At 39.8% G+C, this 18,993-nt stretch carries 16 protein-coding genes, 1 tRNA gene and 2 pseudogenes; all 19 read left to right on the forward strand.

Annotated features, from left to right (window positions below; translation table 11 throughout):
- The first annotated feature begins 72 nt into the window (after nt 1-72).
- On the forward strand, nt 73-1,260 hold the full coding sequence (gene tuf, locus AAC037_RS02995) for an elongation factor Tu (protein WP_303613621.1): 1,188 nt from the start codon (nt 73-75) through the stop codon (nt 1,258-1,260).
- A gap of 116 nt (nt 1,261-1,376) precedes the next feature.
- A tRNA-Trp gene (locus AAC037_RS03000) sits at nt 1,377-1,447 on the forward strand.
- A 124-nt stretch (nt 1,448-1,571) separates the two neighbouring features.
- A pseudogene (secE, locus tag AAC037_RS03005) lies at nt 1,572-1,789 on the forward strand (preprotein translocase subunit SecE).
- A gap of 17 nt (nt 1,790-1,806) precedes the next feature.
- A complete protein-coding gene (gene nusG / locus AAC037_RS03010) occupies nt 1,807-2,364 on the forward strand; it encodes a transcription termination/antitermination protein NusG (RefSeq protein ID WP_014020609.1) in 558 nt (185 codons plus the stop codon).
- Nucleotides 2,365-2,367: 3 nt separating this feature from the next.
- Nucleotides 2,368-2,811, forward strand: coding sequence for a 50S ribosomal protein L11 (gene rplK / locus AAC037_RS03015; RefSeq protein WP_014020610.1), 444 nt, complete (start codon nt 2,368-2,370; stop codon nt 2,809-2,811).
- 10 nt (nt 2,812-2,821) lie between these two features.
- Nucleotides 2,822-3,520, forward strand: coding sequence for a 50S ribosomal protein L1 (gene rplA / locus AAC037_RS03020; RefSeq protein ID WP_339901529.1), 699 nt, complete (start codon nt 2,822-2,824; stop codon nt 3,518-3,520).
- A gap of 3 nt (nt 3,521-3,523) precedes the next feature.
- Nucleotides 3,524-4,066, forward strand: a complete 543-nt coding sequence (rplJ, locus tag AAC037_RS03025) for a 50S ribosomal protein L10 (RefSeq protein ID WP_339901530.1) — start codon at nt 3,524-3,526, stop codon at nt 4,064-4,066.
- Between the two features lie 49 nt (nt 4,067-4,115).
- Nucleotides 4,116-4,496 (forward strand): 50S ribosomal protein L7/L12, encoded by a 381-nt coding sequence (rplL, locus tag AAC037_RS03030; RefSeq protein WP_014020613.1) that lies wholly within the window; start codon nt 4,116-4,118, stop codon nt 4,494-4,496.
- 157 nt (nt 4,497-4,653) lie between these two features.
- Nucleotides 4,654-8,529 (forward strand): DNA-directed RNA polymerase subunit beta, encoded by a 3,876-nt coding sequence (gene rpoB, locus AAC037_RS03035; RefSeq protein WP_339901532.1) that lies wholly within the window; start codon nt 4,654-4,656, stop codon nt 8,527-8,529.
- A 48-nt stretch (nt 8,530-8,577) separates the two neighbouring features.
- Nucleotides 8,578-12,868 (forward strand): annotated as a pseudogene (gene rpoC / locus AAC037_RS03040) (DNA-directed RNA polymerase subunit beta').
- Nucleotides 12,869-12,938: 70 nt separating this feature from the next.
- Nucleotides 12,939-13,268 carry a DUF3467 domain-containing protein gene (locus tag AAC037_RS03045; protein ID WP_303613616.1) on the forward strand — a complete coding sequence of 110 codons (330 nt, stop codon included), beginning with the start codon at nt 12,939-12,941 and terminating at the stop codon, nt 13,266-13,268.
- Between the two features lie 151 nt (nt 13,269-13,419).
- Nucleotides 13,420-13,803, forward strand: a complete 384-nt coding sequence (rpsL, locus tag AAC037_RS03050; protein WP_014020617.1) for a 30S ribosomal protein S12 — start codon at nt 13,420-13,422, stop codon at nt 13,801-13,803.
- Between the two features lie 22 nt (nt 13,804-13,825).
- Nucleotides 13,826-14,293 (forward strand): 30S ribosomal protein S7, encoded by a 468-nt coding sequence (gene rpsG, locus AAC037_RS03055; protein ID WP_014020618.1) that lies wholly within the window; start codon nt 13,826-13,828, stop codon nt 14,291-14,293.
- 6 nt (nt 14,294-14,299) lie between these two features.
- On the forward strand, nt 14,300-16,447 hold the full coding sequence (gene fusA, locus AAC037_RS03060) for an elongation factor G (protein WP_339901535.1): 2,148 nt from the start codon (nt 14,300-14,302) through the stop codon (nt 16,445-16,447).
- A gap of 11 nt (nt 16,448-16,458) precedes the next feature.
- Complete coding sequence (rpsJ, locus tag AAC037_RS03065) at nt 16,459-16,764, forward strand: 30S ribosomal protein S10 (RefSeq protein WP_014020620.1); 306 nt, start codon at nt 16,459-16,461, stop codon at nt 16,762-16,764.
- 246 nt (nt 16,765-17,010) lie between these two features.
- Entirely contained in the window at nt 17,011-17,643 is a 633-nt protein-coding gene (gene rplC / locus AAC037_RS03070) for a 50S ribosomal protein L3 (protein WP_041934668.1), read from the forward strand.
- Nucleotides 17,644-17,647: 4 nt separating this feature from the next.
- Nucleotides 17,648-18,277: a 50S ribosomal protein L4 gene (gene rplD / locus AAC037_RS03075; protein WP_339901537.1), complete on the forward strand. Its 630-nt coding sequence runs from the start codon at nt 17,648-17,650 to the stop codon at nt 18,275-18,277.
- Nucleotides 18,278-18,281: 4 nt separating this feature from the next.
- On the forward strand, nt 18,282-18,569 hold the full coding sequence (gene rplW / locus AAC037_RS03080; protein ID WP_339901539.1) for a 50S ribosomal protein L23: 288 nt from the start codon (nt 18,282-18,284) through the stop codon (nt 18,567-18,569).
- 13 nt (nt 18,570-18,582) lie between these two features.
- Nucleotides 18,583-18,993 (forward strand): 50S ribosomal protein L2 (gene rplB / locus AAC037_RS03085; protein WP_339901541.1); only part of this gene is annotated, 411 nt, incomplete at its 3' end.

Genomic DNA, 18,993 nt, shown 5'->3' on the forward strand with positions numbered 1-18,993 from the left:
CCCGTCGTTGGCTCTGAACATTTAACAATTTTAACGAAATTTAATCTTTAACTAAACAGAGGATTTTCACGCATGGCAAAAGCAACCTTTGACCGTTCCAAACCACACGTAAACATAGGTACGATTGGTCACGTCGATCATGGTAAGACTACTTTGACTGCTGCCATTACTACTGTGTTGGCCAGAAAGGGTCTTTCTGAATTAAGAGACTTTGCTTCCATCGATAACGCACCGGAAGAAAAGGAGAGGGGTATCACAATTAATACCTCACACGTAGAGTATCAAACGGAGGCTAGACACTATGCCCACGTTGATTGCCCAGGTCACGCTGACTACGTAAAAAACATGGTAACTGGTGCTGCTCAGATGGACGGTGCAATTCTTGTAGTTGCGGCCACTGATGGTCCAATGCCACAAACTAGAGAGCACATCCTTCTTGCACGTCAGGTAGGTGTACCAGCTTTGGTAGTATTCATGAACAAAGTAGATTTGGTGGATGACCCCGAATTACTTGAGTTGGTAGAAATGGAAGTAAGAGAACTTCTTTCATTCTATGAGTTTGATGGAGATAATATTCCTGTAATTTCAGGTTCTGCTCTTGGTGCACTTAACGGTGAAGCCAAATGGGAAGACACTGTAATGGAACTTATGGCAGCTGTGGATTCTTATATCCCACTTCCAGAAAGAGCTATCGACAAGGATTTCTTGATGCCGGTTGAAGACGTATTCTCTATTACTGGTAGAGGTACTGTAGCAACAGGTAGAATTGAAAGAGGAGTTGTAAACTCTGGAGAAGCAGTAGACATCATTGGTATGGGAGCTGAAGGACTTAAATCTACCGTTACTGGTGTAGAGATGTTCCGTAAGATTCTAGACAGAGGTGAAGCTGGTGACAACGTAGGTTTGTTGCTAAGAGGTATTGAAAAGGCTCAGATCAAACGTGGAATGATCATTTGTAAGCCTGGATCTGTAACTCCTCACGCTCACTTCAAAGCTGAAGTTTACGTACTAAGCAAAGAAGAAGGTGGAAGACACACTCCATTCTTCAACAGATACAGACCTCAGTTCTACTTAAGAACAACTGATGTAACTGGAGAAATCACTCTTCCTGAAAATGTTGAGATGGTAATGCCAGGTGATAACATCACTATTGAGGTGAATTTGATCAACCCTGTCGCTTTGGAAAAAGGACTTAGATTTGCTATCAGAGAAGGTGGTAGAACTGTGGGTGCTGGTCAGGTTACTGAAATCTTGGACTAATAATCTATATAATAGACTATATTACAAATGCGATCTTGAATTTTTCGGGATCGCATTTGTTTCTTAGGCATAGATTCACTAATTTTGCGTTCCCTAATCGGGAGCACAAATAATTTACGGGCGTAGTTCAATGGCAGAATAGCGGTCTCCAAAACCGTTGATGGGAGTTCGAATCTCTCCGCCCGTGCAATCTAAGGAAGATAAAACCATGAAGAGTAAGGCGTAAATGCCCAATCTTTCCATGTTATAGTCAGAGGTTTTGGTAAGCCTTTATAGGCAAAAGAAACTTTTGAAAAACTAATTGTACAAGGATGAATGTTAAAAATTTTGTAATTGAGTCCATTGATGAGATGAAGAATAAGGTCACATGGCCTAAATATTCTACACTTCAAAATAGTGCCGTATTGGTGCTAGTGGCTTCATTAATTTTCGCTTTGGTTATCGGTTTCATCGATTTAACCTTCGAAAATATCATGTGGTAGATTTAGGTTTTGAGAACATTATGACATGGTTTTATGATTTATTCTAAGAATATTAAATAACGGGATGGCAGATCACAATTGGTACGTACTCAGAGTAGTAGCAGGTCAGGAAAAGAAAGCAAAGACTTATTTGGACAACGAAATTGCCCGACAAAAGCTTGAAGACTATATTCCTGAAGTTTTGATACCTTCTGAGAAAGTATATGAAATGCGTAATGGCAAAAAGCGTGTTCGGGAGAGAAACTTCTTTCCTGGATATGTATTGGTCAATGCGGATCTCAGTCATGGAGAAGCCAATCACGTCATAACAAGTATACCGGGAGTAATCGGTTTTTTAGGGTCAAACCAAGGGGGGGCTTCCAAAACCCCCGAGCCATTACGTCAGTCAGAAATCAATAGGATTTTAGGTCGTGTTGAAGAGATTGATGAGTTTGCAGAAAAACTGGATACACCATTTATAGTTGGAGAGACCGTGAAGGTAATGGACGGTCCCTTTAGTGGATTCTCGGGTATGATTGAAGAGGTATTTGATGACAAGAAGAAGCTTAATGTTATGGTTAAGATATTCGGTCGGAATACCCCTGTTGAATTAAACTTTATTCAAGTAGAAAAACTAGATTAGGAAATGGCTAAAGAAATCTCTGGTTATCTGAAACTACAGGTAAAGGGTGGCCAGGCTAACCCATCTCCTCCAGTTGGTCCGGCTCTTGGTTCAAAAGGGCTGAACATTATGGAGTTCTGTAAGCAGTTTAATGCCAGAACTCAGGACAAAATGGGCCAAGTTCTTCCAGTTCTTGTTACGATTTATTCGGACAAGTCTTTTGATTTTGTAGTAAAAACGCCTCCGGCAGCAGTAATGCTTTTGGAAGCAGCAAAATTAAAAAGTGGTTCATCAGAACCAAACAGGAAAAAGGTAGGCTCTGTATCTTGGGATCAGGTAAAAGAAATTGCAGAAGTGAAAATGCCCGATTTAAATGCTTTTGAAGTTCCATCTGCTATGAGAATGGTAGCCGGAACCGCAAGAAGTATGGGAATCACTGTTTCAGGAAAAGCTCCTTGGGAGGAATAATACGTAAAAAATGGCTAAGTTAACAAAAAAGAAAAAAGAAGCTCTTTCTAAATACGACCCTAGCCAACAATATTCCTTGTCGGAGGCTTCTAGCATTGTTAAGGACATAACAACAACTAAGTTTGACGCTTCTATAGACCTGGACATCCGTTTAGGTGTTGATCCACGAAAAGCTGACCAAATGGTTAGAGGTGTAGTGGCCTTACCTCACGGTATAGGTAAAGAAGTTAAAGTATTAGTACTTTGTAGTCCTGATAAGGAAGAAGAAGCCAAAGAAGCGGGAGCTGATTTTGTTGGTTTGGATGAGTACATTGCAAAAATTGAGGGTGGATGGACAGATATTGATGTCATCATCACCACTCCTAATGTGATGGCTAAAGTAGGTAGACTAGGTAGAGTGTTGGGTCCTCGTGGACTAATGCCTAACCCTAAGTCTGGTACTGTAACCCTGGATGTTGGGAAAGCAGTAAATGAAGTAAAGGCTGGTAAAATCGATTTTAAAGTAGACAAGTTTGGAATCATCCATGCTAGTGTAGGTAAAGCCTCTTTCTCTGCTGAAAAAATCATGGAAAATGCGGAAGAATTAATTCAAACCATTTCCAAATTGAAGCCAACCGCTGCTAAAGGTACTTATTTTAAAAGTATTCATATGTCTAGCACTATGTCTTCGGGTATCGTAATTGATAAGAGTAGTATTCAAGGTTTATAAATTATGACTAGAGAAAATAAAAAAAGCATAATTGACGAACTTACCGAAAAGCTAAAATCTACTCCGCATTTTTATATTTCCGATGCATCAGGATTTAGTGTAGCTCAGGTAAATGGTTTCAGAAAATTATGCTTCGATAAAGGTTTGGAGTATAAGGTGTATAAAAATACCCTTATCAAAAAAGCCTTGGAAAATCTCGACGCAGATTATTCTGAATTCGCAGACAATGCATTGAAAGGTTTTTCAGGAATCCTTTTCTCACCAGAAGTTGGAAGCCTTCCTGCTAAAGTAATTTTAGATTACAGGAAAAAGGTCGCTACCAAAGATAAAAAGCCTTTGTTTAAAGGGGCATCAATCGAAGGAGCTCAATTTCTAGGAGAAAGTCATCTTGAAACACTTTCTAAACTGAAATCCAAAGAGGAATTGTTGGGAGAAGTTATTTCTCTACTTCAATCTCCAGCTACAAACGTGGTTTCAGCGCTTCAAAGCGGAAAAAATATTCTTGCCGGCCTGGTAAAAACGCTTGCCGAAAAAGAAGAAGCATAAATAATACATTCAAATTAGTAAATAACAATCAATTTAAATATTTAATACAATGGCAGATCTTAAAGCATTCGCTGAGCAGTTAGTTAACTTAACTGTAAAAGAGGTAAATGAGTTAGCCGAAATTTTGAAAGATGAATATGGTATCGAACCTGCTGCTGCTGCTGCTACTGTAGTAGCTGCTGGTGGAGCCGCTGGCGATGGTGCTGCTGAAGAAGAGCAAACTTCTTTTGATGTTGTCTTGAAAGCTGCAGGTGGACAAAAATTGGCAGTAGTTAAACTTGTTAAAGAATTGACAGGTCTTGGACTAAAAGATGCCAAAGAAGTAGTAGACAGTGCTCCTAAAGCTGTTAAAGAAGGTGTAAGCAAAGAAGAAGCTGAAGCCCTTAAAAAACAACTTGAAGAAGCTGGAGCTGAAGTTGAGCTTAAATAGAATTGAATAGCCAACTCCTCTTAGGATTGGTTAAGCAGAATTAGACCTGACTATACAGTCAGGTCTTTTCCTGTTTATGGACATCAAAACAATTGCACTTTTTTAAGTGACAATTGAATAATAACAATATTAATTTTCACTAAAACTATATACTGCCTTGGCTATCCAGAATCAAACCGGAAGGAAAAGTTTCTCATCCATTAAGGTAGTCAAAGACTATCCGGATTTCTTAGATATTCAACTGCAATCTTTCAAAGATTTCTTTCAGTTGGATACTCCTGCAGAGAAAAGAAGGCAGGATGGTCTTTTCAAGGTTTTTTCAGAAAATTTTCCCATCAGTGACTCCAGGGAAAATTTCACCCTTGAATTTATCGACTATACCGTAGATCCTCCAAAATACAATGTCTCACAAAGTATTGACCGTGGTCTTACTTATTCTGTCCCACTGAAAGCAAAACTAAGATTGCTTTGCTCTGATGAGGACAATGAAGACTTTGAAACCATTGAACAGGAAGTGTTCTTAGGAAATCTTCCTTATATGACGGAAAAAGGTTCCTTTGTTATCAATGGAGCCGAAAGGGTAATTGTTTCACAATTGCACCGTTCACCAGGTGTATTCTTTGCACAAAGTAAGCATACGAATGGTACTAAATTATATTCTGCCAGAATTATACCTTTCAAAGGTTCTTGGATAGAATTTGCTACCGATATCAATAATGTGATGTATGCTTATATCGACAGGAAAAAGAAGTTTCCTGTAACCACCCTATTGAGGGCGATAGGCTACGGATCTGATAAGCAAATACTCGATCTTTTCGGACTTTCAGAAGAAGTAGAATCCAATAAATCCAATTTAAAAAAGATCATCGGAAGAAAGCTGGCTGCCAGGGTGCTTCGTACTTGGGTAGAGGACTTTGTAGATGAAGATACAGGTGAGGTTGTTTCTATTGATAGAAACGAAGTTTTATTGGAAAGAGATAGCATTTTGACTGATGAGGACATTGATTTAATCCAAGAATCAGGCGCAAAAAGTGTTATCCTTCATAGGGAAGATGTCAATATCGCTGACTATTCCATCATTTATAATACCCTTCAAAAAGATAATTCAAACTCTGAAAAGGAAGCTGTAGAGGTAATCTACAGACAGCTTAGGAATACTGAGGCTCCTGATGAAGCAACAGCCCGAGAAGTTATTCATGGTTTGTTCTTCTCTGATAAGCGATATGACCTGGGAGAAGTTGGAAGGTATAGAATCAATAAAAAATTAGGGTTAGAAATTGATGCTGAGAAAATAGTTCTTACTACTCAGGATATCATTTCCATTGTAAAATACCTAATTGGTTTAATTAACTCTAAAGCAGTAGTTGATGATATAGATCACCTGAGCAATAGAAGGGTTAGAACGGTAGGAGAGCAACTTTACAGCCAATTTGGGGTTGGTTTGGCAAGAATGGCCAGAACCATCCGTGAGCGAATGAATGTAAGGGACAATGAAGATTTCAAACCGGTTGATCTTATCAACGCCAGGACACTTTCTTCTGTTATCAATTCTTTCTTTGGTACCAACCAACTCAGTCAATTTATGGATCAAACCAACCCACTTGCGGAGTTGACCCATAAAAGAAGACTTTCTGCATTAGGTCCCGGTGGTTTATCCAGGGAACGTGCAGGGTTTGAAGTGCGTGATGTTCATTATACGCACTATGGTCGTCTTTGTACCATTGAAACACCTGAGGGACCAAATATTGGTTTGATTTCTTCTCTCTGTGTGCATGCCAAAGTAAATGGCATGGGATTCTTGGAGACACCTTACCGAAAAGTAAACGAAGGTCAGGTAAGTATGAAGTCTGAAGATGTCGTATTCCTTACGGCTGAAGAAGAAGATGACAATAATATAGCACAAGCAAATGCGCCACTTGATGACAATGGTGTATTTATTAACGATAAAGTAAAAGCCCGATTTGAAGGTGATTTTCCGGTTTTAGAACCAAAGGAAATATCCTATATGGATGTAGCGCCTAATCAAATTGTATCGGTAGCAGCTTCTTTGATTCCATTCTTGGAACATGATGATGCCAACCGTGCACTAATGGGATCTAACATGCAGCATCAAGCCGTTCCTTTATTAAAAGCTGAAGCTCCAATTGTGGGAACAGGCCTTGAAGGAAAAGCTGCCATAGATTCAAGATCACTTATTTTGGCAGAAGCCGACGGTGTAATTGACTATGTAGATGCTGAGAAAATCACTGTGAAATATGAATTATCCGATGATGAGTTGTTGGTTAATTTCAGTGATGAATACAAAAGCTATGATCTGATTAAGTTCAGAAGAACCAACCAGGACACCACCATCAACTTAACGCCTATTGTCTTGCAAGGACAAAAAGTGGTTAAGGGGCAGGTATTGGTAGAAGGATATTCTACAAATGATGGTGAATTGGCGCTAGGTAAAAACCTACTTGTGGCTTATATGCCATGGCAAGGATATAACTTTGAGGATGCAATTGTAATTTCCGAAAGAGTGGTAAGAGAAGATGTATTTACTTCTATTCACATTGAGGAATTCCAACTTGAAGTTAGAGATACCAAACGTGGTGAAGAAGAACTTACCTCAGAGATACCTAATGTATCTGAAGATGCGGTAAAAAATCTTGATGAGAATGGTATCATTAGGGTTGGTTCGGAGCTTAAAGAAGGAGATATCATTATTGGTAAGATTACCCCTAAAGGTGAAACTGATCCAACTCCTGAAGAGAAATTACTACGTGCCATTTTTGGAGACAAAGCCGGAGATGTTAAAGATGCCTCTTTGAAAGCCTCTCCTTCATTAAATGGGGTAGTCATCAATACCAAATTGTTCTCAAGACCTAAGAAAGACAAGGATCTTCGTGCTAAAGCCAAGGCAGATGTTGAAAAATTGAAGCAGCAGTACACCAAAGACCTGTTGGCCGTAAGGTCTAGAATGATCCAAAAACTGGTTACGATTCTTGAAGACAAAGTTTCCAAAGGAGTTAAGCATAAATTTGGTGATGAGATCATCAGTAAAGGTGTTAAATTCAATTACCAAAACATTGAAAATAACCTTTTCCCTGCTAAAAATCCATACAGAGACGAAAGTAACTATAATGTTCCTGAGGAGGTAAATCTTATATCAGACATTATTTTGGATGATTGGACAGACGATGAGCACGCCAATTATTTGGTTCAGCAATTGGTTAAAAACTATACCAATACCAGAAATGAAATTTCCGGTGTATTCAAAAGAGACAAGTTCACTTTAGAAGTTGGTGATGAGTTGCCTGCAGGTATTGTTCAAATGGCCAAGGTTTATGTTGCCAAAAAGCGAAAACTGAAAGTTGGAGATAAGATGGCAGGTAGACACGGTAACAAGGGTATTGTTGCAAGGATTGTAAGGGATGAAGACATGCCATTCTTGGAAGATGGATCTCCTATGGACATCGTGTTGAATCCGCTTGGTGTACCTTCCAGGATGAATATTGGTCAAATCTATGAAACGGTATTGGCATGGGCAGGTAGAATCCTAGGTAAGAAATATGCTACGCCTATTTTCGATGGTGCTTCTACAGAGCAAGTGGCTGAAGAGCTAGGAAAAGCAGGTCTTCCTTCATTTGGCAGGACTTATCTATACGATGGACTGACCGGTCAGAAATTTGACCAACCTGTTACAGTAGGTATATCTTATATGCTTAAACTGGGTCACCTAGTAGATGATAAGATGCACGCCAGGTCAATTGGGCCATACTCACTCATTACACAACAACCATTGGGTGGTAAAGCCCAGTTTGGAGGACAGCGTTTTGGAGAGATGGAAGTTTGGGCATTGGAGGCATTTGGTGCTTCTCATGTACTTAGAGAAATTTTGACAGTTAAGTCTGATGATGTTATAGGAAGAGCCAAGGCGTATGAATCCATTGTAAAAGGTGAGAACTTGCCAAAAGCTAACATTCCGGAGTCCTTTAACGTACTTGTACATGAGCTTAGAGGCCTTGCATTGGAAATTACGCTTGACTAACTTAGAAACCATTAGGCCCTAAGAGGTCTTCAATTACATATAAAAACTATGGCGTTCAGAAAAAATAAAAAACTAAACAACGACTTTTCCAGAGTCACCATTAGTTTGGCTTCACCTGAGTCCATCTTGGACAGCTCGCATGGTGAGGTTACACAACCTGAAACGATTAATTACAGAACTTACAAGCCTGAAATGGGTGGATTGTTTTGTGAGCGAATTTTCGGGCCGGTAAAAGACTGGGAATGTCATTGTGGGAAATACAAGCGCATTAGGTATAAAGGAATTATCTGCGACCGATGTGGAGTAGAAGTTACCGAAAAGAAGGTACGAAGGGAGCGCATGGGCCATATAGAATTGGTTGTTCCTGTTGCCCATATATGGTACTTCAAGTCCCTTCCCAATAAGATTGGTTACCTATTGGGATTGCCTACAAAAAAACTGGATCAAATCGTTTATTATGAAAGGTATGTAGTGATCAATGCCGGTATCAAAGCCGATGATGGATTACAATACCTGGATTTCCTTACTGAGGATGAATACCTCGACATCATGGACAAGCTTCCTAAGGAAAACCAAATGATGGATGATGAAGATCCTAATAAGTTTATTGCCAAAATGGGGGCTGAAGCCCTAGAAATGCTATTGGCAAGATTGGATTTGGATGACCTTTCTTACAGCTTAAGACACCAAGCTGCCACCGATACTTCTCAGCAAAGAAAAGCGGAAGCATTGAAGCGATTGAAGGTTGTTGAAGCGTTTAGAGATGCCAGAACAAGAATAGAGAACAGGCCTGAATGGATGATTGTGCGCATGGTGCCGGTTATTCCACCTGAGCTTCGTCCTTTGGTGCCTCTTGATGGAGGTAGGTTTGCAACATCCGATTTGAATGACCTTTACAGAAGGGTTATTATTAGAAACAATAGGCTTAAGCGACTGATCGATATCAAAGCTCCGGAAGTAATTCTTAGGAATGAAAAAAGGATGCTTCAGGAAGCGGTAGACTCCTTGTTTGATAATTCAAGGAAAGTCAATGCAGTAAGATCAGATGGAAACAGGGCCTTGAAATCTCTTTCAGATATGTTGAAAGGTAAGCAAGGTAGGTTCCGTCAAAACCTTTTAGGAAAAAGGGTTGATTATTCTGGACGATCTGTGATTGTGGTTGGTCCTGAGCTTAAACTGCATGAATGTGGATTGCCGAAAAATATGGCGGCTGAACTTTTCAAGCCTTTTATTATCAGAAAACTGATAGAAAGAGGCATTGTAAAGACCGTAAAATCTGCCAAGAAAATAGTAGACAGAAAAGATCCTGTTGTTTGGGATATTTTGGAAAATGTGCTGAAAGGCCATCCTGTATTGCTAAACCGTGCCCCAACTTTGCACAGGTTAGGTATTCAGGCTTTCCAACCTAAATTGATTGAAGGGAAAGCGATTCAGCTGCATCCATTGGTATGTACTGCCTTTAATGCGGATTTTGATGGTGATCAGATGGCTGTTCACGTGCCTTTGGGGCATGAAGCCATTTTGGAAGCCTCTACATTGATGCTTTCCTCGCACAATATCCTTAACCCGGCCAATGGTGCACCAATTACCGTACCTTCTCAGGATATGGTATTGGGGCTGTACTATGTGACCAAAGGAATGAGGTCAACCGAAGAAATCAAGGTTGAAGGTGAAGGCATGACCTTTTATGGTCTAGAGGAAGTCTTGATCGCCCTTAATGAGCAAGCCATTTCTAAACATGCTTACATTAAATGTAAGGTTAAGGTAAGAAAAGAAGACGGATCGCTTGTTGAAGAGTTAATCGAAACGGTAGCCGGCCGACTTATCTTCAACCAGTTTGTACCGGAAGAAGTAGGTTTCAAGAAAAAGCTTCAACAAATTATTGCTGAAGTGGTTAAAATATGTGGAATTGCTCGTTCAGCGCAATTCTTGGATGATATCAAACACTTAGGTTTCCAGACTGCCTTCAAAGGAGGGTTGTCCATGGGACTTGATGATGTAATTATTCCTGATGAAAAAGATCCATTGATTTCCAAAGCCACTACTGAAGTAGATCAGGTTTGGAACAATTACTTGATGGGATTGATCACTGATAATGAGCGGTACAATCAGGTAATTGATATTTGGACAAGAACCAACTCTAATCTGACGAATATTCTAATGCGTCAGATGGAGGAAGACAACCAAGGTTTCAACGCCATTTACATGATGATGCACTCCGGAGCTCGTGGTTCCAGAGAGCAAATCAGACAGCTTGGTGGGATGCGTGGTCTAATGGCCAAGCCGCAGAAAAACCTTCAAGGCTCAGTTGGTGAGATTATTGAAAACCCTATTCTTTCTAACTTTAAAGAAGGGTTGGATGTATTGGAATACTTTATCTCTACCCACGGTGCTCGTAAAGGCCTGGCCGATACAGCCCTTAAAACTGCAGATGCCGGTTACCTAACAAGGAGGCTGGTAGATGTGGCTCAGGATATGATCGTATCTGAGGAAGATTGTGGTACTTTGAGGTCTTGTGGTACAAGCCTTGAAAGACAATGATGAGATCGTTGAGCCATTATCTGAGCGTATTGTTGGTAGAATAGCTGTTCACGATGTGATTGATCCCTTGACAGATGAGGTAATCATAGAGTCGGGTGAAGAAATTACAGATGATATTGCCAAGAAAGTGGATGAGTCTGCAGTAGAGGAAGTAGAGATACGCTCTGTATTGACTTGTGAAACCAGAAGAGGTGTATGCTGTAAATGCTATGGACGTAACCTTACCACGGGTAATATTGTTCAGGTAGGAGAATCAGTTGGTGTGATTGCCGCTCAGTCTATTGGTGAGCCGGGTACACAGTTGACCCTAAGAACATTCCACGTTGGTGGTACGGCATCCAATATTTCAGTAGAAGCGAACATCAATTCTAAGTTTGATGGTATCGTAGAGTTTGAAGAAGAACTACGATGGATCAAAACTACCAATAAGGATGGAGATGATGTGTCTATTGTTATGGGTAGATCCGGAGAAATCAAAATTAATGATGTGAAATCCGGAAAAACTTTGGTTTCAAATCACGTTCCTTATGGTGCCATCCTTAATGTAAAAGATGGTCAGAAGATAGCCAAAGGGGATTCTTTATGTACTTGGGATCCATACAATGCTGTTATTCTTTCTGAGTTTGACGGTAAGGTAGATTTTGAGGCAATCCTTGAAGGTATCACCTATAAGGAGGTAGCTGATGATCAAACAGGCTATAGAGAAAAAGTAATTATAGATACGAAGGACAAGACGAAAAACCCGGCTGTAGTTGTAGAGCATAGGGATGAGTCTAAGTCTTACAATATTCCGGTAGGTGCTCACCTTTCAGTAGAAAAGGGAGAGGACGTTAAAGCGGGACAAATTCTTGTGAAGATCCCTAGATCTGTTGGTAAAACAAGAGATATTACCGGTGGTCTACCAAGAGTTACCGAGCTTTTTGAAGCCAGAAACCCTTCCAATCCGGCTGTAGTATCTGAGATTGATGGTGTGGTACAATACGGAGGAATCAAAAGAGGTAACCGTGAAATCTTTATTGAATCCAAGGATGGTGTTAAGAAAAGATACATGGTATCTCTTTCCAAGCATATTCTGGTTCAAGAAAATGACTTTATCAGAGCCGGGGAACCACTTTCTGATGGAGCCATTACTCCCAATGACATATTGTCCATCAAAGGACCAACAGCAGTACAAGAGTATTTGGTAAATGAGATCCAAGAGGTATATCGTTTACAAGGGGTGAAAATCAATGACAAGCACATTGAAGTGATTGTGAGCCAAATGATGCAGAAAGTAGAAATACTGGATGCAGGTGATACAGGATTCCTTCAAAACCAGATTGTTGACAAATGGGCTTTCCGTGAGGAAAACGACATGATTCTTGACAAGAAGGTGGTGGTTGAAATTGGGGACTCCAATACTTTGAAGCCGGGAATGATCATCAATGCAAGAAGATTGCGAGATGAAAATTCCAGTCTGAAGAGAAAAGACCTTAAGTTGGTACAAGTAAGGGATGCGCAAACAGCTGTTTCCAGACCTACATTGCAAGGTATTACTGCGTCATCTTTGGGAACAGAAAGCTTTATTTCTGCTGCTTCTTTCCAGGAGACCACTAAAGTACTTAGTGAGGCTGCTATCAGAGGTAAGCGAGATGAGTTGCTTGGACTTAAAGAAAATGTAATTGTTGGTCACCTAATTCCAGCAGGTACAGGACAGCGAAAATTCAATAATTTGATTGTAGGATCGAAGGAAGAATATGAGGTGTTGACTGCAGAGAAAGAGGCGGGTAGCAAGAAAGTTCGCGAGGCAGTTAAGTAAAAAATAATTCCTAAATACAAAAGGTCTGCTTTGTGGAGCAGACCTTTTTTTATCTTATTTGATATTCGATATGGAAGATGATAAAAAAACAGAGCAGCAGCAAAAGCAGCAAATCAATATAGAGCTTACTGATGAGATAGCTGAAGGTATTTACTCCAATTTGGCGATGATTGCCCATTCAAACTCTGAGTTTGTAGTGGATTTTATTCGTTTGATGCCTGGAATACCTAAGGCAAAGGTGAAATCAAGGATTATTATGACTCCTGACCATGCTTTACGTCTTTTGCAAGCACTAAAAGACAATATTGAAAAGTATGAAAAAGCATTTGGAAAAATTGAAGGAGGCAAAGATGCCCCTCAATTTCCGATGAACTTTGGAGGAACTTTGGGAGAAGCATAAATAAAAAGTTTTCATAAATCAATAAATCGAAAAGATAGTTGATTTGAGTCATAGAAATTATAACTCCTTAATTTTGTTTGTTTTATTGATTTGGTTACCTTTGCAATCCAAATTTTATAAGTTTAAAGCAGATTAATTAATTTATCTATTAATGCCTACTATACAACAGTTAGTTAGAAAAGGTAGAACCACTCTTGAGAGCACATCCAAGTCAAGGGCTTTGGATGCATGTCCTCAAAGGAGAGGTGTGTGTACCCGTGTGTACACTACTACGCCGAAGAAGCCTAATTCTGCCATGAGAAAAGTGGCTAGGGTTAGATTGACCAATGGTAAAGAAGTCAACGCTTACATCCCAGGAGAAGGACACAACCTTCAGGAGCACTCAATTGTGTTGATCCGTGGTGGAAGGGTGAAAGATTTACCGGGAGTTCGATACCACATTATTCGAGGAGCATTGGATACTGCAGGTGTAAAAGACCGTAAGCAGGGCCGCTCTAAATACGGTGCTAAGCGACCAAAGGCCGCTAAAAAATAACAAAATTTAATAACAGAATAAAATGAGAAAAGCGAAACCAAAAAAGAGGTATATTCTTCCTGACCCCAAATTCAATGACACTTTGGTCACCAGGTTTGTCAATTGTCTAATGGTGGATGGTAAGAAAAGTATTGCTTACAGAATATTTTATGATGCCATAGGCAAAGTAGAAGAGAAAGTAGGTGAGAATGGTCTTGAGGTTTGGAAAAAAGCGCTTAACAATATTACTCCTGCTGTAGAGGTAAAGAGTCGTAGGGTTGGGGGTGCAACTTTCCAGGTACCTTTGGAAGTAAGGCCTGACCGAAAAATTTCCTTAGGTATAAAGTGGATGATCACTTTTGCTAGAAAAAGAGGTGAAAAAACCATGATGGATAGGTTGGCTGGAGAGATCATCTCGGCTTCCAAGGGTGAAGGAGCAGCTGTAAAGAAAAAAGACGACACGCATAGAATGGCGGAAGCCAATAAAGCATTCTCGCATTTTAGATTTTAATAGGCAATGGCTAAGAAAGACTTAAAATATTTAAGAAATATAGGTATAATGGCTCACATTGACGCCGGAAAAACAACTACTTCCGAGCGTATTTTGTATTATACTGGTTTGTCTCACAAAATTGGTGAAGTACATGATGGAGCCGCTACTATGGATTGGATGGAGCAAGAGCAGGAAAGAGGTATTACCATTACTTCTGCTGCTACTACCACTACGTGGAAATATCCAACCCTACAGGGCCAGGCTTTACCAAACACCAAGGACTATCAGGTCAATTTGATTGATACTCCCGGCCACGTGGATTTTACCGTAGAGGTAGAAAGATCCCTTCGTGTCTTGGATGGTGCTGTCGCTTTATTTTGTGCAGTGTCAGGTGTTGAACCTCAGTCCGAAACAGTTTGGAGACAAGCTGACAAATACCACGTTCCAAGAATCTGCTTTGTAAACAAAATGGATCGTGCGGGAGCTGATTTTTTTAATGCCGTAACTGAAATTAAAGATAAATTGGGTGCTAACCCTGTACCTCTTCAAATTCCTATTGGAGCTGAAGATACGTTCAAGGGTGTGGTCGATCTTATTACCAATCAGGCCATTGTATGGAATGAAGAAGATCAAGGAATGACTTACAAGGTCATTGATATTCCTGAAGATCTTAAAGAGACTGTTTCTGAATACAGACAAAGTCTGATAGAGCAGGTAGCTTCTTATGATGATGAGTTGATGGAGAAATTCTTTGAGGATGAAGATTCCATCACCAAAGAAGAAATGATGGACGCCATTAGAAAGGCCGTTATCAATATGGATTTCTCTCCTGTTTTGTGTGGTTCTGCCTTTAAAAATAAAGGAGTTCAGGCCTTATTGGATGCTGTGATGGCATATTTGCCTTCACCATTGGATTTGCCTCCAGTGAAAGGTACTGACCCTGACAGTGAAGAGGCTGTATTGAGACACCCGGACAGTGATGAGCCATTTTCTGCTTTAGCATTTAAAATTGCTACTGACCCATTTGTAGGTCGTTTGGCTTTTATGCGAGTGTATTCAGGTAAGTTGGATTCTGGTTCTTATGTATTCAACTCTAGAACCGGTAAAAAAGAAAGAATATCAAGATTGCTACAAATGCACTCTAACAAGCAAAACCCTATTGATAAGGTTGAAGCTGGAGACATTTGTGCCGGTGTTGGATTTAAAGATATAAAAACGGGAGATACACTTTGTGATGAGAAGAGCAAAGTTATTCTTGAGGAAATGACTTTCCCTGAGCCTGTTATTGGTTATGCAATTGAGCCTAAGACACAAGCTGATGTTGATAAATTAGGTATGGCAATTGCCAAGCTTGTTGAGGAAGATCCTACCCTTCATGTAAATACTGACCATGAAACAGGTCAGGTGATTTTGAGAGGTATGGGAGAGCTTCACCTAGAAATCATTATTGACAGACTTAAGCGTGAGTTTAAAGTTGAGATCAACCAAGGTGCTCCTCAGGTTGCCTACAAAGAAGCTCTTTTTGCTAGCATTGAACACAAAGAAGTGTACAAGAAGCAGACAGGTGGTAAAGGTAAATTTGCAGACATTGTGTTCGAGATTGGACCAAAAGAAGCAGATGAAGAAACCGGAGAGATCAAGCCTGGATTGGAGTTTGTGAATGGTATCGTTGGAGGGGTAATTCCTAGAGAATTTATTCCTTCTATTCAGAAGGGCTTTGCGGAGTCTATGAAAAATGGACCATTGGCAGGATATCCTGTTGAAGCGATGAAAGTAAGGTTGTTTCATGGTTCTTTCCATGATGTGGATTCAGATGCAGTGTCATTTGAAATGGCAGCAAGGTTAGGTTTCAAAGAAGCAGCCAAAAAATGTAAGCCTCAATTATTGGAGCCGATCATGGCTGTAGAAGTAGTTACTCCTGAAGAATATACAGGACCCGTTACAGGTGACTTAAACCGTAGAAGAGGTTTGATGAAAGGTATGGATACTAAAGGTGTTTCTTCTGTGATCAAGTCATCCGTTCCATTGTCAGAATTGTTTGGCTATGTAACAGATTTGAGAACCATTTCATCCGGTAGGGCATCTGCCTCACTTACTTTCTCACATTATGACCCTGTTCCTAACAATATTGCTGAGGCTATTATTGCTAAAGTAAAAGGGGAGAAGGCTTAAAATAATCGAACATGAATCAAAAAATCAGAATAAAATTAAAGTCATACGATCATAGCCTGGTGGACAAGTCATCAGAGAAAATCGTGAAAGCTGTAAAATCTACAGGTGCAGTGGTTGTGGGTCCTATCCCACTTCCAACGAAGAAAGAAAAATTTACTGTTTTGAAATCTCCACACGTTAATAAAAAGGCGAGGGAGCAATTTCAGCTGTGTACCTATAAGAGATTGGTTGATATCTACTCTAATAGTTCTAAAACAGTAGACGCATTGATGAAAATCGAACTTCCTAGTGGAGTTGATGTTGAAATCAAGGTGTGATCTTCCTGCTTCATACGAACAAAAACCTATACCGGAAACGGTATAGGTTTTTTTTTGAGCAAATTTTTTGTTTTGTTTTTTTCAGGACTTGAAATTTTCAACTGTTCAAGGGGCTTCACTAAGCTAATTGTTTGAAAATATTCATGTTGCAGTTTGTTACCTGAAATTAAATTGCTAACTTTGCAATCCTTTAAAGGGGACAGGTGTGTATACACTTGTGAATCATTGTATATCATATATCCAAAGATGTCTGGAATAATAGGTAAGAAAATCGGAATGACTAGTATTTTTAGTGCCGATGGACGAAATGTCGCATGCACGTTAATAGAAGCTGGTCCTTGCGTAGTTACGCAAGTAAAAAATGTTGAAACAGACGGGTACAACGCTGTACAGTTGTCTTATGGTGAGCGTAAGGAAAAAAATACGCCCAAGCCATTAATCGGCCATTTCAAAAAGGCCGGTACGACTCCAAAGCAGAAAGTTGTTGAGTTTAGGGATTTCAGAGTGGAATTCGAAGGTCAGGTGGACATGGGTAAAACTGTGGTATCTGACAAGATCTTTGTTGAGGGCGATTTCATTGATGCCATAGGAACATCTAAAGGAAAAGGTTTCCAAGGTGTTGTTAAGCGTCATGGTTTTGCTGGTGTTGGTGGGGCTACTCACGGTCAGCACAACAGACAACGTCATCCAGGTTCTATCGGTGCTTGCTCTTGGCCCTCAAGGGTTTTTAAAGGCATGAGAATGGCAGGAAGAACCGGTGGTAACAGGGTCAAAGTACTTAATTTAAAAGTACTTAAAATATATCCTGAAAAGAACTTGCTATTAGTTAGTGGTTCTATACCGGGAGCCAAAAATTCTTTTGTGATTCTAGAGAAGTAATAAGATGGAATTAGCAATATTAAAACAAACCGGTGAAGATACCGGAAGGAAGATCACGCTCTCTGATGATATTTTCGCTGTAGAGCCGAATGATCATGCCATATACTTGGATGTAAAACAGTATTTGGCCAATAGAAGACAAGGAACGCATAAATCTAAGGAGAGAGCTGAAATTGCAGGTTCTACCAAAAAGATTAAAAAGCAAAAAGGTACGGGTAGTGCTCGAGCAGGGTCTATCAAATCTCCGATATTCAGAGGAGGAGGAAGAGTATTTGGGCCAAAGCCTAGAGACTATTCTTTTAAGTTAAATAAGAAAATGAAGCAGGTTGCCAGAAAATCTGCCTTGACTTACAAAGCCAAAGAAAACGGCTTGGTAGTTTTAGAAGATTTGGTTTTTGATGCACCTAAGACCAAAGATTATATCAATCTATTGTCTAAATTATCTTTATCTGATAAAAAGACATTATTAGTAGTTGGTGAAAATAATCCAAATGTTTATTTGTCTTCGAGGAATGTACAAAAAGCAAAAGTAAGGGTATTCAGTGAGTTAAACACTTACGAACTTCTTGATGCTGATAGTTTAGTTCTTTGCGAAGGTGCAGTAAGTAAGTTAGAAACCCTTTTATCGAAGTAAAATCATGGATATTTTAAAAAGACCTTTAATTACAGAAAAGATCTCAGCCATGAACGAACGTGGGGTATATGGATTTGTGGTTGAAAAAACTGCAAATAAGCCTCAAATAAAAGATGCTGTAGAGAAAATGTACGGTGTCAAGGTGGTTGAAGTACGCACCATGCGCTATGCTGCAAAGAAAAAGACGAGGTACACCAAAGCAAAGATTGTTTCTGGTTATACCAACACTTTCAAAAAGGCAATGGTACAGGTAGCAGAAGGAGAAATCATTGATTTTTACGGAGAAATTTAATTGAATCAGAGCAATGGCAGTTAAAAAATTAAAACCTGTAACTCCTGGTACCCGTTTTAGAGTGGCGCCTTCATTTGATGAAATCACCACATCTAAGCCGGAGAAAAGCCTTTTGGCACCTTTGAAGAAAAGCGGTGGCAGGAATCATAGTGGTAAAATGACCTCCAGGTATCTGGGAGGCGGACATAAAAAGAGACTTAGGATTGTTGATTTCAAAAGAAATAAAGAAGGCATTCCTGCAGTAGTTAAAACTATAGAATACGATCCAAACAGAACGGCAAGGATAGCTTTGTTGTTTTACAAGGATGGTTCTAAAGCATATATGATTGCTCCTGAAGGACTTGAAGTTGGCCAGACAGTACTTACTGGCGAAGGCGCAAGTCCGGAAGTAGGCAATACCCTGTATTTGAGAGATATTCCTTTG

Source organism: uncultured Cyclobacterium sp., assembly GCF_963976465.1.
Classification (GTDB): Bacteria; Bacteroidota; Bacteroidia; order Cytophagales; family Cyclobacteriaceae; genus Cyclobacterium.